Origin of the sequence: Streptomyces otsuchiensis (assembly GCF_004305975.1) — a bacterium.
Lineage (GTDB): Bacteria > Actinomycetota > Actinomycetes > Streptomycetales > Streptomycetaceae > Streptomyces > Streptomyces otsuchiensis.
Genome location: NZ_BHZI01000022.1, coordinates 18,836 through 33,219, shown reverse-complemented (window position 1 = coordinate 33,219; position 14,384 = coordinate 18,836). Strand labels below are relative to the sequence as shown.

The 14,384-nt window shown below is 74.2% G+C and carries 14 protein-coding genes; 10 read left to right on the top strand and 4 right to left on the bottom strand.

The window, feature by feature from the left end; all coding sequences use genetic code 11:
• Window positions 1-309 precede the first annotated feature (309 nt).
• The 7 genes from E0D90_RS04145 (at window position 310) to E0D90_RS04115 (ending at window position 5,318) form a co-directional block, all read left to right on the top strand.
• Window positions 310-669 carry a DUF5955 family protein gene (locus tag E0D90_RS04145; protein ID WP_103501836.1) on the top strand — a complete coding sequence of 120 codons (360 nt, stop codon included), beginning with the start codon at window positions 310-312 and terminating at the stop codon, window positions 667-669.
• A 65-nt stretch (window positions 670-734) separates the two neighbouring features.
• Entirely contained in the window at window positions 735-1,028 is a 294-nt protein-coding gene (locus E0D90_RS04140; RefSeq protein WP_103501837.1) for a YkoF family thiamine-binding protein, read from the top strand.
• A gap of 173 nt (window positions 1,029-1,201) precedes the next feature.
• Complete coding sequence (locus E0D90_RS04135; protein ID WP_130796624.1) at window positions 1,202-1,570, top strand: helix-turn-helix domain-containing protein; 369 nt, start codon at window positions 1,202-1,204, stop codon at window positions 1,568-1,570.
• A gap of 246 nt (window positions 1,571-1,816) precedes the next feature.
• Complete coding sequence (gene uraD / locus E0D90_RS04130) at window positions 1,817-2,353, top strand: 2-oxo-4-hydroxy-4-carboxy-5-ureidoimidazoline decarboxylase (RefSeq protein WP_130796622.1); 537 nt, start codon at window positions 1,817-1,819, stop codon at window positions 2,351-2,353.
• Window positions 2,350-2,751, top strand: coding sequence for a hydroxyisourate hydrolase (gene uraH, locus E0D90_RS04125; RefSeq protein WP_130796621.1), 402 nt, complete (start codon window positions 2,350-2,352; stop codon window positions 2,749-2,751). The genes uraD and uraH overlap by 4 nt, the downstream gene beginning before the upstream one ends.
• A gap of 145 nt (window positions 2,752-2,896) precedes the next feature.
• Window positions 2,897-3,814 (top strand): factor-independent urate hydroxylase, encoded by a 918-nt coding sequence (pucL, locus tag E0D90_RS04120; RefSeq protein ID WP_227869974.1) that lies wholly within the window; start codon window positions 2,897-2,899, stop codon window positions 3,812-3,814.
• Window positions 3,815-3,896: 82 nt separating this feature from the next.
• A complete protein-coding gene (locus tag E0D90_RS04115) occupies window positions 3,897-5,318 on the top strand; it encodes an 8-oxoguanine deaminase (protein ID WP_130796619.1) in 1,422 nt (473 codons plus the stop codon).
• Window positions 5,319-5,391: 73 nt separating this feature from the next.
• Here E0D90_RS04115 and aceB read toward each other — a convergent pair whose 3' ends face one another.
• A complete protein-coding gene (aceB, locus tag E0D90_RS04110; protein ID WP_103501842.1) occupies window positions 5,392-7,014 on the bottom strand; it encodes a malate synthase A in 1,623 nt (540 codons plus the stop codon).
• Between the two features lie 121 nt (window positions 7,015-7,135).
• The gene (locus E0D90_RS04105) at window positions 7,136-7,759 is read right to left on the bottom strand and encodes a nucleotidyltransferase family protein (protein WP_130796618.1); all 624 of its coding nucleotides are present in this window, start codon (window positions 7,757-7,759) and stop codon (window positions 7,136-7,138) included.
• 137 nt (window positions 7,760-7,896) lie between these two features.
• Between E0D90_RS04105 and E0D90_RS04100 the strand changes: the two genes are divergently transcribed.
• Entirely contained in the window at window positions 7,897-8,532 is a 636-nt protein-coding gene (locus tag E0D90_RS04100; RefSeq protein WP_103501844.1) for a GAP family protein, read from the top strand.
• 36 nt (window positions 8,533-8,568) lie between these two features.
• Here the strand turns inward: E0D90_RS04100 and E0D90_RS04095 are convergent, their stop codons facing one another.
• Window positions 8,569-9,354: an IclR family transcriptional regulator gene (locus E0D90_RS04095; RefSeq protein ID WP_103501845.1), complete on the bottom strand. Its 786-nt coding sequence runs from the start codon at window positions 9,352-9,354 to the stop codon at window positions 8,569-8,571.
• Window positions 9,355-9,693: 339 nt separating this feature from the next.
• Here E0D90_RS04095 and allB point away from each other — a divergent pair, with 339 nt between their 5' ends.
• Window positions 9,694-11,043, top strand: a complete 1,350-nt coding sequence (allB, locus tag E0D90_RS04090) for an allantoinase AllB (RefSeq protein WP_130796617.1) — start codon at window positions 9,694-9,696, stop codon at window positions 11,041-11,043.
• Window positions 11,040-12,305 carry an allantoicase gene (gene alc / locus E0D90_RS04085; RefSeq protein WP_130796616.1) on the top strand — a complete coding sequence of 422 codons (1,266 nt, stop codon included), beginning with the start codon at window positions 11,040-11,042 and terminating at the stop codon, window positions 12,303-12,305. The genes allB and alc overlap by 4 nt, the downstream gene beginning before the upstream one ends.
• Window positions 12,306-12,372: 67 nt before the next feature.
• Here the strand turns inward: alc and E0D90_RS04080 are convergent, their stop codons facing one another.
• On the bottom strand, window positions 12,373-14,340 hold the full coding sequence (locus E0D90_RS04080; RefSeq protein ID WP_130796615.1) for a cellulase family glycosylhydrolase: 1,968 nt from the start codon (window positions 14,338-14,340) through the stop codon (window positions 12,373-12,375).
• Window positions 14,341-14,384 lie beyond the last annotated feature (44 nt).

The window sequence follows — 14,384 nt, the reverse complement described above, 5'->3', positions numbered from 1 at the left end:
GTGGGGCACGGGCCGGAGCACGGGGCGCGCGTCATGGAGCGTCCCGGGCCCCCGTCGCACAGTCTGGCGGACGTACGGCCCTTCGCGCAGGCGGACCGAGAGGTTCCGCCGACCGTCGGTGCCACCGGCCCGTGCGACCGGCGCAGGGCGGGGTGGGGGCGCATTGCCAGCGCGTAAGGGGGCGCGAAATAGGGCGCGTTCATCGGAATGTGACACGGAGTTTCGCCCTCCGTATGGCGTGATGCGCAGACAGTGATATTTACTGTCCTTGATCGCAGGACCGGCAGTAAAAGGCCAGGGGAGGGCCGAGTGACCGCTGGGAACGCTGGAAGCCTGGACGCCCGGGAAGGCGCGGGCCGCACGACCGATCAGGACGTGCGGTGGGAGGCGCTGCTGTCCGCGAGCGCCCGACTGCGCACCGCGCTGGACGAGTACCGCTCGCATCTGACCGACCGGTCCGTCGCCGAGCGCGAGTTGGCCGAGCTGAACGTGATGGCGGCCAAGGGAGCGGCCGATCCGTCCGCGCTGAGCGGGCGGCTGCTGCTGGTCGCCTCCGCCGTCGGATCGGTGCGGGTGCTGAACCCGGCGCTAGCCGAACTACGTGAGGCGGTGAGCCGGTTCGGCCCGCCCGAGCGCCGGGTCACGGTGATCCCCACGCCCCGGCTCTGACCCCGCGGCGTCCCGGGATGCCACGCGGCCGGGCCGGGCGCGCCGGGCCGCGCTAGGTTGGCGGGGTGCGACTGCGTCTGGAATTCACCACCGAGCCCTTCGACCTCGACCGCACACCGCGACACGCGGTGGTGGCGCGCGAGGTGGTGCGCGACGCGCCGCTGGAGAACGTCGACGTCGGCCCGTTCGGCAACACCGCCGAGGGCTCCACCGACGAGGTGCTCGACGCGCTGTCGGCGCTGCTGCGCGGAGCGCTGGAGGCCGGCGCCACGCGCATCTCCGTCCAGGTCAGCGCGCTCGACCCGGCCGCCGGTGAGCAGCCCGCCGATGAGCCGGCCGGGCCCAAGGAGCAACCGTGAGCGCCGGACCGCCGGAGAGCGGCGGCGGAGCCGAGCCCGGCGCCGCTCCCGGGGACCGGCGCCTGGCCGCCCCCCGTGCCGAAACAGCCGGGACACCCGGCCCCGCCGTGTCGACCTCCGAATCCGCCGGGCGCCGCGCCTTCGTCACCGCCGTGAGCCCACTGGTCGCCGCGATGGGCGGGGAACTGATACCGCCGGCCGAGGCCGGCCGGGACGACGTGCTGCTGGAATGGGAGGGCGCGCCGGTCACCGCCGTGCGCCTGCCCCATCTGTCGCACTCGCTGGAGCACCTGCTCGACGGGCTGCGGCGGCGTCATGGCATGCCGCTGGCCGAACTGGACCGCAAGGCCAAGCAGGAGGTGGTCGTCGCGCTGGAGGCGCGGGGTGCCTTCACCGTGCGGCACGGCGTCGAGACCGTCGCCACCGCGCTCGGCGTGAGCCGGTTCACGGTCTACAACTACCTCAACCGGGAGGCGGCGGCGCGCGCCGACAGGAGTGACGGGCCCGCCGCCGGGGGCCCGGGCCCCCGGGCCGTGCCCTGAGCCGGCCCACCACCACGGCGGGAACGGCCACCTCTCCACACCCACCGCCCGCCGCACCGGCCCCATCGGCCGCACCGAGGCGCCGGTCGAGTTCAACAAAGTGTTGACGATCCCCGCCGGGGTCGCTTAGCTGGATGACGGACCCGCCCCCGGCGCACGCCGTCCCCGGCCACGCACCACGCCGCGCCGTCGCACACCGGGTGGCGCCGTCGCGCAGGCCGTGTTCCCGGCAGAGCGGAGAAGCCCGTGACGACCCAGGCCCCCCCAGGGCTGCGCAGGCTGAACGGCGAGGACCGGGAGCGGGCCCGCGCCGCGCTGCTGACCGTCTGCGCCTCGCACGCCTGGGCCGACACCCTGCTCGATGCCCGCCCGCACCCGGGTCTCGACGCCCTGCTGGCGCTCTCCGACTCCGCCACCGCCCGCCTGGACCGGCGGGAACTCGCGGCGGCGATTGCCGCCCACCCACCCATCGGGAGGCCGCGCCCCGGCGACCCCGACTCCGCACGGGAGCAGGCAGGCATGGCCGGGGCCGACGACGCGCTGCGCGCCGAGATGCTGGAACTGAACCTGCGCTACCAGGAGCGGTTCGGCCATGTCTTCCTCATCTGCGCCACCGGCCTCACCGGCCCGCGGATGCGGGACGCGCTGCTGAGCCGGCTGGACAACCCCGACGAGGCCGAACGGGCCGTGGTCCGGACCGAACTCGCGAAGATCAACCGCATCCGGCTCACCCGTCTGGCCGACGCCGCCCCGGCGGACGCCACCGAAGGAGACCCCCGATGACCGGCAGCCCGGCCACCCCGCGCGAGGGCCACCCCGCCACCGTCTCCACGCACATCCTGGACACCTCCGCCGGACGCCCGGCGGCCGGGGTCGCCGTCGAACTCGCGGCCCGCCCCGGACCGGGCGCGCCCTGGGCCGCCGTCGGAACGGGCCGGACCGACGGCGACGGCCGCTGCCGCGAACTGCCGGCGCCCCCGCCGGGCAGCACCGAGGCCCGGCTGGTCTTCGTCACCGGCCCATACCTGGGCGAGCGCGACGCGGCCGCCACGGCGCCGGGCTCGGCCGCCCCGGCCTTCTTCCCCGAGGTGACGGTCGCCTTCGTCCTCACCCCGGGCGAGCACTTCCATGTGCCCCTGCTGCTCAACCCGTTCGGCTACTCCGTCTACCGAGGGAGCTGACCGCGCCGTGACCGCGTCCGTCCCGAAGCCCACCCCGAAGCCGTCCAGCCCGCCGCCGACACAGAGTTCGCCGTCCACCCCGGAGCCGTCCTCCGTCCAGCCGGGAGAGGACCGGCCGGCCCGCGCCACCGGCCGGCCGGTCGTCCTGGGCCAGAACCAGTACGGCAAGGCCGAGGTCCGCGTCGTCCGCGTCGTCAGGGACGGAGCCACCCACCACCTCACCGACCTCACCGTCTCCGTGGCGCTCTCCGGGGACATGACCGACGTCCACTACACCGGTTCCAACGCGGCCGTCCTGCCGACCGACACCACCAAGAACACGGTCTACGCGTTCGCCCGACGGCACGGCATCACCTCGGCCGAGGTCTTCGCGCAGCTGCTGGCACGCCACTTCGTCACCACGCAGCCGTCGATCCACCGGGCCCGGGTCCGGGTGGAGGCCCACGGCTGGCGGCGGATCGAGCCCTCGGCGGGGGCGGACCACCCCGCGGGGGAGGACCGGCCCCGGCACTCCTTCGTCCGCGCGGGCGGCGAGAGGCGGCTGGCCCAGGTCGCCTACGACGGCGACCGGTTCGAGGTGCTCTCCGGCCTGACCGGCCTGACCGTCCTCAACACCACCAACTCCGAGTTCTGGGGCTACGTCAAGGACCGCTACACCACGCTCCCCGAGGCCCACGACCGCATCCTGGCCACCGACGTCACCGGGATCTGGCGGCACGGCTGGACCGGTGACGGGCCCGGGCCCGAGCCCGACTGGGACGCGTCCCACGAGGCCGTGCGCCGCCATGTGCTGGACGCCTTCGCCGAGACCTATTCGCGCTCACTGCAGCAGACGCTCCACCAGATGGGCAGCAGGGCGCTGGAAGGCCGCCCGGAGATCGAGGAGATCCGGTTCTCGCTGCCGAACAAGCACCACTTCCTGGTCGACCTGGAGCCCTTCGGTCTCTCCAACGACAACGAGGTGTACGTCGCCGCCGACCGCCCCTACGGCCTGATCGAGGCCACCGTGCTGCGCGAGGGCGCGGAGGCGCGGATACCGCCGGACCTCACCAACACCCTCTGACCGCCTTCCGGCCGCCGCACCCACGACGGCCGGAAGCCCCACGCACCGACGCACCGACTCCACAGAAACGCGGGTACCACCCATGGCGGACCAGCCCACCCCGGACACCTCCCCGGCCACCGGGAGCGTGCCGGAAGCGCGCATCGTCATCGAGAACTGCGCCGTCGCGACCGTGGACGCCCAGGACACCGAGTACGCCCGGGGCCACGTCGTCGTCGCGGGCGCACGCATCGAGTCGGTCGGCGCGGGGCCGGCCCCCGCCGGTCTGCGAGGCGTGACCCGGCGGATCGACGGGAGCGGCCACCTGGTCACCCCGGGCCTGGTCAACTCCCACCACCACTTCTACCAGTGGATAACGCGCGGTCTGGCCACCGACCACAACCTCTTCGACTGGCTCGTGGCGCTCTATCCGACCTGGGCCCGCATCGACGAGTCCATGGTGCGCGCCGCCGCCCGGGGCTCCCTCGCGATGATGGCGCGCGGCGGCGTCACCACGGCGATGGACCACCACTACGTCTATCCGCGGGGCAGCGGAGACCTCTCCGGCGCCGTCATCGGGGCCGCCGCCGAACTCGGCGTCCGCTTCACCCTGGCCCGCGGTTCCATGGACCTGGGCACCTCCGACGGAGGGCTGCCGCCCGACTTCGCCGTCGAGACCAGGGACGGCGCGCTGGCCGCCACCGAGGCGACCGTCGACGCCCACCACGACCCCGCGCCGGACGCCATGACCCAGGTGGCGGTGGCACCGTGCTCGCCCTTCTCCGTCTCCACCGGTCTGCTGCGCGACGCGGCCGAGCTGGCCAGGCGCAAGGGCGTCCGGCTGCACACGCACGGCTCGGAGACGGTCGAGGAGGAGGCGTTCTGCCACGAACGGTTCGGCATGGGGCCGACCGACTACCTCGCCTCCACCGGCTGGCTGGGCGAGGACGTGTGGATGGCGCACTGCGTCCACATGAACGACGCCGACATCGCGGCGTTCGCGCGGACCGGCACCGGCGTCGCCCACTGCCCCTCCTCCAACGCGCGGCTCGCGGCCGGGATCGCCCGGGTCCCGGACATGCTGGCGGCGGGCGTCCCCGTCGGTCTGGGCGTCGACGGGACCGCCTCCAACGAGGCCGGGGAGCTGCACACCGAACTGCGCAACGCGCTCCTGGTCAACCGGCTCGGGCCGCACCGGGAGTCGGCGCTGACCGCCCGCCAGGCACTGCGGCTCGGCACCCACGGCGGAGCCCGCGTCCTGGGCCGGGCGGCGGACACCGGTTCCCTGGAACCGGGCAAACTCGCCGACCTGGTGCTCTGGCGCCTGGACACCCTCGCCCACTCGACCATCGAGGACCCGGTCGCGGCACTGGTGCTGGGAGCGCCCGCCCCCGTCACGCTGTCGCTGGTCGGCGGTCAACCGGTGGTCGAGGACGGCCGGTTGCTCCGGGTCGACGAGCGGGCCGTCGCCGCCGAGGCCCGGGACGCCGCCCGGCTGCTGGCCCGGCGGGCCGCCGACGCCTGAGGCGCCGCCCCGCCCGCACGCACGGTGTGCGGGCGGCAGCGGCGGGCCCCGGGGCGGAGGTGTCCGCGCGGAGTCAGTCGAGCAGTTGGTAGGCGGGCAGCGTCAGGAAGTCCACGTAACTCTCGTCCAGCGCCACCTGGAGCAGCACGTCGTGTGCCCGGCGCCAGCCGCCCGCCGCGAACTCCTCATCGCCCAGTTCGCCCCGGATGGCATCCAGTTCCTCCGCGGCGACAGCACGGACCACGTCCGCGGTCGCCTTCTCGCGGCCGGCCGGCGCGTCCTCGAAGACGACCTCGGCGTTGACCCACTGCCAGATCTGCGAACGCGAGATCTCGGCGGTCGCCACGTCCTCCATCAGGTTGAAGACCGCCACCGCGCCGCGGCCGGCCAGCCACGCCTGGAGGTAGCGGGTGCCGACGGCGATGGCGTTGCGCAGCCCCTCGTAGGTGGGGCGGGCCTTGAGGGAGTCGACCGCGAGCAGGTCGGCGGCGGTCACCGACACGTCCTCGCGCAGCCGGTCCTTCTGGTTGGGCCGGTCGCCGAGCACCGCGTCGAACGACTCCATGGCGACCGGAACCAGACCGGGGTGCGCCACCCACGAACCGTCGAAACCATCGCCCGCCTCGCGGTCCTTGTCGGCCTTGACCTTCTCGAAGGCGACGGTGTTCGCGTCGGCGTCCCGGGACGGGATGAACGCCGCCATGCCGCCGATCGCGTGCGCGCCCCGCTTGTGGCAGCTGCGGACCAGGAGTTCGGTGTAGGCACGCATGAACGGCGCGGTCATGGTGACGGCGTTGCGGTCCGGGAGGACGAACCGGGCGCCCGCGTCACGGAAGTTCTTGACGATGGAGAACAGGTAGTCCCAGCGCCCGGCGTTGAGCCCCGCGGCGTGGTCGCGCAGCTCGTAGAGGATCTCCTCCATCTCGAACGCCGCCGTGATCGTCTCGATCAGAACGGTGGCCCGCACGGTCCCCTGCGGAATGCCGAGCCGCTCCTGTGCGAAGACGAAGACGTCGTTCCAGAGCCGCGCCTCAAGATGGCTCTCCAGTTTCGGCAGGTAGAAGTACGGGCCGCGTCCCTGTTCGGCGAGGAGCGCGGCGTGGTGGAAGAAGTAGAGGCCGAAGTCGACCAGCCCGCCGGGGATCGGGACGCCGTCGACGGTGAGGTGCCGCTCGTCCAGGTGCCAGCCGCGCGGGCGCATCACCGCGACGGCCAGTTCCTCGTCCGGCCGCAGCGCGTACTCCTTGCCGCGGGCGTCGGTGAAGTCGATGCGGCGGCGGAAGGCGTCACCCATGTTGAGCACGCCGCCGACCACGTTCTCCCAGGTGGGCGCGGAGGCGTCCTCGAAGTCCGCGAGCCACACGCGGGCGCCGGAGTTGAGGGCGTTGACCGTCATCTTGCGGTCGGTCGGCCCGGTGATCTCCACCCGCCGGTCCGCCAGGGCCGGCGGGGCCGGGGCCACCTGCCAGTCGCCCTCGCGGATGTGGGCGGTACCGGGCAGGAAGTCGAGGGTGCCGGTCCGGGCGATCTCCGCCCGGCGTTCGGCGCGGGCGGCCAGCAGTTCGGTGCGGCGCGAGGCGAACCGCCGGTGCAGCTCCGCGAGGAAGGAGAGCGCCTCCGGCGTCAGCACCTCCTCCTGCCGTGGGAGGGCGGCGGCGTCGACGACAACCGGCGAGTCGGGCGCGGATGCGGACATGGTGGCGTCACTCCTTCGGCGGTCGAGGGCGGCACGGGGTGTCACGGCAGTGAGACGCGGCCCTCGTTAATGGAGAGTAGGTTTCTCATCGTGGAATATCAATACGCGCGGCCGGTCCGGGTCAGCTCATTGCCGACCCGCCCGCAGCGCCCCATGAGGCGGCGAGTTTCCGCAGCTCGGAAGGGGTGTCGACATCCTGGGGCGAGGCGATGTCGCCGCAGTCGACCACCGAGATGTCCGTTTCGTGCTCCAGTAGGAAACGCCGAGCTCCCTCGTCCCCCTGTGCCGTCCGACTGACCCCCGCGAGATGGTCGACGCCGATCAGTACCGGATGGCCACGCCGTCCGCCGTAGCCGGCGGCGGCCAGTGTCCTGCGGCCGGAGTACGCCGCCATCACCCGGCGCAGCGCCGACGTCCCGATGCCGGGCTGGTCCACCAACGACACCAGCGCGGCGTCGGTCCCCGCCGGGAGTTCCGCAAGGCCCACGCGCAGGGAGGAGGCCATGCCCGACTCCCACGCCGGGTTCTCCACCAGGGCACAGCCCGGCAGCCGCGCGCGGCTGCGCACCTCCTGCGCCGAGGCGCCGACCACCACGCGCACCGGCGCGCAGCCCGCCGCGACCAGTCTGGCCGCCGCCCGCTCGACGAACAGCACCCCGCCGTCGTCCAGCAGGGCCTTGGGGCGCCCGCCGAGTCGCCGGCCACCACCGGCAGCGAGCAGCACGCCCGCGATCTTCGCGTTCATGGCCGCCACGCTAACGGCACAGCGGCGCCGCGACCCCCGAAAGCGCGGTATCCCACCGGTACGGGTGTGCCCGGCGCGGCCCCGGCTGCGGAGAGGCGGCCGGGCGCCGACACTGGCACCAGAAGGGGGTGCCGCCCATGAACACCGCAGTCCTTCCGCTGGCCGTCACCATGATGGCCGGACCGCAGATCATCTCGGCGATCATCCTGGTCACGGCACCCCACGCGGTCCGCGTCTCCCTCGCGTTCCTGGCGGGCGTCGCCGTGGCGGCGACCGGAGGCACGGCGGTGATGCTGCTCGTCGCCGGACTGCTGGGAAACGCCATCGATTTCGGCAGTGAGTCCGACCGCGGGTCGGCCGGCAACATCATCAAGTACGTGCTGGTGGCGCTGCTGATCCTGGCGGCGCTGAAGAACTGGCGTGGCAGAGCGAGTGCCGAGCCGCCGAAGTGGCTGGCCTCCTTGATGACCTCGGGCGCCGCACGCGCCTTCGTCATCGGCCTGCTGGTCATCCTGCTGATGCCCTCGGACCTGCTGGTGATGCTGACCGTCGGTGTCCACCTCAGCCAGAACGACGCCGGCCTGACCGGAGCGCTGCCCTTCCTCGGGCTGACCGTGCTGATCGCCGCCCTGCCGCTGCTGGCCCGGGAGGTCTTCCACCGGCGCGCCCGGGTGGCGATGCCGAGGATCCGCGACTGGATGAACTCCCACAGCTGGCTGATCAACATCGGTGTCTGCCTGCTGTTCGTCGTGCTGATCCTCTCCGGCGGCTGACCGCCGGGGCCGGCGGAGAGGGGCCCGCCGCCCCTGTCAGGCCGGCTGGTTGGTGGCGAGGGCGGCGGCGAGGTCGCGCGCCACCTCCTGCAGCAGCGGCACCACCGTCGCCGTGGACTCCACGGTGACCCGTCCGGCCGGTCCCGAGATGGAGATCGCGGCCGGGGTGGGGGAGTCGGGGACCGGTACGGCGACACAGCGCACCCCGATCTCCTGCTCGTTGTCGTCGACCGCGTACCCCGCCTGCCGCGCCGAGGTCAGTTCGGCGACGAAGGCGTCGGGGGTGGTGAGCGTACGGTCGGTGGCGGCGGGCATGCCGGTGCGGGCCAGGAGGGCCCGCACCTCGGCGTCCGGGCGCTGCGTCAGCAGGGCCTTGCCGACCCCCGTCGCGTGCGGCAGCACCCGGCGGCCCACCTCGGTGAACATCCGCATCGAGTGGCGGGAGGGCACCTGGGCGACATAGACGACCTCGTCACCGTCGAGCAGCGCCATGTTGGCGGTCTCCCCGGTCTCCTCCACCAGCCGCGCCAGATGCGGGCGCGCCCAGGTCGACAGGGGGCGCGCGGCGCTCTCCCCGAGCCGGATGAGGCGGGGGCCCAGTGCGTACCGGCGGTTGGGCTGCTGGCGGACGTAGCCGCAGGCGACGAGGGTCCGCATCAGCCGGTGGATGGTCGGCAGCGGCAGCCCGCTGCTGGACGCCAGCTCGCTCAGTCCGGTGACCCCGCCGGCGTCGGCCATCCGCTCCAGCAGGTCGAAGGCGCGCTCAAGGGACTGGACGCCACCGTTGCCGGTGGCCGGCCTGCGCTCGTCGGACGAAGCCACGTCGCGATCCTTTCCGGGCGGTTGCAACGGCAGCCTACCGGGATCCGGCGATCATGGCCGTCTCCCGGCCGGGCCCGGCCCGTTCCGCTGGGCAAGACCGGCCTTCCGCGCTGCGGAAGGGGGCCGGGTGGCCGACCGGGCTGCCGCAGCGCACCGTGGCGGGGTTGACGGGCCGCGACGACGGCGGCAACCTCTTCAACAGAACGTTGAAGGACGCGAGAAGCGGACGTGCCCCGGCGCACCCGGCCCACCCCGGCCGCCGACGGGCGGAACCGACACCGGCCGCGCGGCATCCGATCCGGGCCGAGCCCGGCGCCCCGGCCCGAAGAGGAGAGGCACGTGCGCCCACCCGAACTGGTCCTGCGCTCCACCCGCGTGGTCACCCCCACCGGCCTGCGCCCCGCCACCGTCGTCGTCGCCGGCGGCCGGATCGAGGACGTCGCCGCCCACGACCTGCCCACGCCGCCCGGCGTCCCCGTCCGGGACTACGGGGACCTGGCCCTGCTGCCGGGGCTGGTCGACACCCACGTCCACGTCAACGACCCCGGCCGTGAGCACTGGGAGGGGTTCACCACCGCCACCCGCGCGGCCGCCGCCGGCGGGGTCACCACCCTGCTGGACATGCCGCTCAACAGCGTGCCGCCGACCACCACCCCCGCCCATCTGGCGGTCAAGCGGGCCGTCGCCGCGCCCCGGGCCCACGTGGACGTCGGGTTCTGGGGCGGCGCGGTCCCGGGCAACACCGCCGAGCTGCGGCCCCTGCACGACGCCGGAGTCTTCGGCTTCAAGGCGTTCCTCTCCCCGTCCGGCGTGGAGGAGTTCCCGGAACTCGACCCCGAGCGGCTCACCGCGGCGCTCACCGAGATCGCCGGCTTCGGCGGCCTGCTGATCGTCCACGCCGAGGACCCGGCGCACCTCGCCGCCGCGCCACCGGCCGACGGCAGCCTCCGCTTCGCGGACTTCCTCGCCTCCCGCCCCCGCGCCGCCGAGAACGAGGCCGTCGAACGGCTCGTCGCGCTCGCCCGCCGCCTGGACGCCCGCGTCCACATCCTGCATCTCTCCTCCGCCGACGCCCTGCCGCTGCTCGCCGCCGCCCGGCGCGACGGGGTGCGTGTCACCGCCGAGACCTGCCCGCACTTCCTGACCCTCGACGCCGAGGAGGTGCCGGACGGCGCGACCGAGTTCAAGTGCTGCCCGCCGATCCGGGAGGCGGCCAACCGGGACGCGCTGTGGGCGGGACTGGCCGACGGCACGCTCGACTGCGTCGTCTCCGACCACTCACCCTGCACCCCCGACCTCAAGGTCCCCGACTTCGGCGCCGCCTGGGGCGGTATCTCCTCGCTCCAGCTCGGCCTGCCCGCCGTCTGGACCGAGGCCCGCCGCCGCGGCCACACCCTGGAGGATGTCGCCCGGTGGATGGCGACCGCCCCGGCGAAGCTGGCCGGGCTGCACACCAAGGGTTCCGTCGAACCGGGCCGTGACGCCGACTTCGCGGTGCTGGACGACGAGGCCGCCTTCACCGTCGACCCCGCCCTGCTGCACCACCGCAACCCCGTCACCGCCTACGCCGGCCGCCGCCTGCACGGCGTCGTGCGCGCCACCTGGCTGCGCGGTCGTCTCATCGCCGACCACGGGCGGCCCACCGCCCGCGTCGGCCGGCTTCTGGAAAGGACGCCCCCTCGCCCATGAGCGCACCCGACCAGTACCCCGCAACCCCCTCCGCCGCCGGTGAGCGGACCACCGCCCGTGACGACACCGCGCCACCCGCCCGGACCGCCGCCCCCGACGGCCTGCCCGGCACCGAGCTCCGGCCCGCCGCCCCGGCGTTCACCGGCGCCGCGGCTCCCTACCCGGGCGGCGACCCCTACGCCGACTACCGCACCCGCGCCCTGGACTTCACCCGGCTGCCGGACCTCGCGGACCGGCTCCTGGGCGCGGGGGTCATCGCCGCGAACGACGAGTTCTTCGCGGAGCGCGAGAACCTGCTGCTCCCCGGGCCCGCCCGGTTCGACCCCGAGACTTTCGGCCACAAGGGCAAGGTCATGGACGGCTGGGAGACGCGGCGGCGTCGCGGCCCCGACGCGGGCCGCCCGCACCCCTCGCCCGACGACCACGACTGGGCCCTGGTCCGCCTCGGCGTACCCGGGGTGATCCGCGGCGTGATCGTGGACACCGCCCACTTCCGTGGCAACCACCCGCGCGCCGTCTCCCTCCAGGCCGCCGCGGTGCCCGGCACCCCCGCGCCCGGGGAACTGCTCAGCGGCGACGTGCGCTGGACGGAGCTGGTGCCGCGCACCGAGGTCGGCGGCCACGCCGCCAACGGCTTCGCGGTCGACGTCGAGCGCCGCTTCACCCACCTGCGGCTCTGCCAGCACCCCGACGGCGGCGTCGCCCGGCTGCGCGTCCACGGCGAGGCCCTGCCCGACCCGGCCTGGCTCGCCGCCCTCGGTACCTTCGACCTGCTGGCACTGGAACACGGCGGGCAGGCGCTCGACGCCTCCGACCGCTTCTACTCCCCGCCCGTGAACTCGATCCGCCCCGGCCGCGCCCGGAGCATGGAGGACGGCTGGGAGACCCGGCGGCGCCGCGACGACGGCCACGACTGGGTCCGCTACGCCCTCGCCGGCCACGGCGTGGTCCGCGCGGTGGAGATCGACACCGGCTACTACAAGGGCAACTCCGCCGGCTGGGCCGAACTGTGGCTGCTGGACGCCTCCGACGGCACCGACCCGGCCGACCACGCCGCCCCCGGCTGGAGGCGGGCGCTCCCGGCGACCCGGCTGCAGCCCGACACGGTCCACCGCTTCCTGCTCGACGCCGCCCCGGCCGCCACCCACGCCCGGATCGACATCCATCCCGACGGCGGCATCGCACGGCTGCGGCTGCACGGGACGCTGACCGAGGAGGGAATCCGCCGGCTGGGCGAGCGCCACCGGGCCCTGAACGGCTGAACCCAGGTGCCCGCCCGGCGCGCCCGGCCCGGCCCGGGGCGGCGCGGTGCCGCCCCGGGTTCCGCCGCTACCGCCGCCGGTGGCCGTCCCCCGGATCCAGCCGCAGCACGGCCACACCGTGCGCGGGAAGCGTGAGCGAGCCGACGGGCGCGCCGTCCAGGGTGGTCAGCCTCGCGCCGCCCTCGACGACGGGTTCGGCCGTCACCGGCTCGGCTGCCTGGCTGACCAGCCATACGAACGCGTGCCCGTCCTCGTGCACCAGCCGGTCCACCGCCACCCGCGGATCACGCACCGTCACCGGGCGGCGCGCCCCCGCCTCGCAGGCCAGCGCGTCGTAGAGTGTCGCCCCGGCCTCCGGGTTGACGCGCGGAGTGCAGGCCGCCAGGTACTCCAACGGGTAGACGCAGAGCACCACCGCGCCCCGCCCGACCCGGCGGCGCAGCAGCGCGGGCCGCCCCCGCCCGTCGGTGGCCAGTACCTCGGCGCCGTCCGGTTCCACCGGCAGCCGTACCCGGCCGCTGGCGGTGCCCGCGGCTGAGGCGAAGCGCAACTCGCTTCCCGCCGCGAGACCGCCGAGCGGTACGGCGAGGGTCAGCACCGTCACCTCGTCCTCGACGGGGTCCACCAGCCCGTACTCCAGGCCGTGGCGGACGCCGAACATCCGGTCCAGATGCGCGTACCACGGGCCGCGCTGCTCCTCGTGGGAGCCGGCGGAGTAGGAGACGTAGACGGTGGCGCCGCCCTCGGCCAGCTCCTGCAGCCGGTACCAGCTGGGGGAGAGCAACTGCTTGACGGAAGGCACCAGGTACAGCCGCGCGCCCTCCACCAGACCGTCGCTCTCGCGGACCACGGCCGGCGCGGTGTCCGCGAGGCGGGCCGCGATCCAGGACTGCCGGGCGGTGCGGGCGACGTGCTCGCGGTCCTCCGGCCGGGTGAAGGGGTAGCGCGTGTCCAGGTAGGAGGAGAGCACCAGCGCCGTGTCGGTGTCCGCCCGCCGACACCGGCCGAACTCCACGCGCTCCAGCAGCGCCGCGAAGTCACACAGCTCCAGCAGCGGCGGTTTGGGGCGGCCCGCGGAGTCGGTGATGCCGAAGTGCATCTCGAAGGCGTGGTGGAGGTAGGGCGGCTGCGCGCGAAGGGCGTCGTAGTCGGTGTTGTTCCAGGCGATCCACCCGGTGGCGCCGGCCAGCAGCGAGTTGTGCAGCGTCTGCCGGTAGTAGCGTGCCGCGCTGTCACCGGAGGCGAAGGCGCTGGTCAGGCCGAACTCCTCCAGCACCACCGGGCGGCCGAAGCTGCCGGTCAGCTCGCAGGCCCAGGCTGCCGCGTGGTGCTGCCGTGCCGCGTCGTCCTCCATCCGGTAGACGTGGGGGCCGAGGAAGTCCGACAGCTCGGCGGTGTCCCGCAGCCGGAAGCCGTTGTCGTGGCCGGTGTTCTCCAGGCCCCACGCGCCGTCGCCGAGGGAGACCGGCTGGTGGCCGCCTCCGGCGCGCACCGCGTCGACCATCAGCTGCGCCCAGGCGGCGACCGCCGCCCGGTCCGCCTCCGGCTCACCGGGCGGCGACCCGTAGATCGGCATCTCGTTGGAGATCAGCCAGCCGGCGACCGCCGGGTGGCCGGCGAAGCGCCGGGTCATCTCCCGCGCGAACCACGCCTGGCGCGCGACCAGCCACACATCGGTGTAGAGGTCGCGGTCGCCACGCCAGGCGGGGTCCCAGTTCTCGCCCGACATGTGGCCGACGAGGAAGGTCGGCACGGTCTCCAGACCGTGCGCGGTGTGCCGGTCGAGGAAGTCGGCGTACCGCTCGCAGAGTTCCTCGTCGATCCGGTGCGGTTCGGGGTGGAAGTCCGGCCAGTAGAAGAACGAACGCGTCATGGTCAGACCGTGCTCGCGCAGAGTCCGCAGCTCGGTGTCGACCACCTCGCCGTCGTAGTGCCGCCACATCAGTGGCCCACCGGCGCGTGACCAGTAATTGGCACCGATCCACGGCCGCACGCGACCGGCGGACGTGGAAAGGTGCGGGGAAGGGCGCTGCATCGACTCTCCCTCGGAGCGGTTCGGTGACGCGGTGGTTCAGTGAA

What these genes read in the sequence shown, in the direction of transcription:
- E0D90_RS04135 (WP_130796624.1), top strand. Translation starts at nt 1,202, where the DNA reads ATGGGCGGGGAACTGATACCGCCGGCCGAGGCCGGCCGGGACGACGTG.
- uraH (WP_130796621.1), top strand. Translation starts at nt 2,350, where the DNA reads ATGACCGGCAGCCCGGCCACCCCGCGCGAGGGCCACCCCGCCACCGTC.
- E0D90_RS04115 (WP_130796619.1), top strand. Translation starts at nt 3,897, where the DNA reads ATGGCGGACCAGCCCACCCCGGACACCTCCCCGGCCACCGGGAGCGTG.
- aceB (WP_103501842.1), bottom strand. Translation starts at nt 7,014, where the DNA reads ATGTCCGCATCCGCGCCCGACTCGCCGGTTGTCGTCGACGCCGCCGCC.
- E0D90_RS04105 (WP_130796618.1), bottom strand. Translation starts at nt 7,759, where the DNA reads ATGAACGCGAAGATCGCGGGCGTGCTGCTCGCTGCCGGTGGTGGCCGG.
- E0D90_RS04100 (WP_103501844.1), top strand. Translation starts at nt 7,897, where the DNA reads ATGAACACCGCAGTCCTTCCGCTGGCCGTCACCATGATGGCCGGACCG.
- alc (WP_130796616.1), top strand. Translation starts at nt 11,040, where the DNA reads ATGAGCGCACCCGACCAGTACCCCGCAACCCCCTCCGCCGCCGGTGAG.
- E0D90_RS04080 (WP_130796615.1), bottom strand. Translation starts at nt 14,340, where the DNA reads ATGCAGCGCCCTTCCCCGCACCTTTCCACGTCCGCCGGTCGCGTGCGG.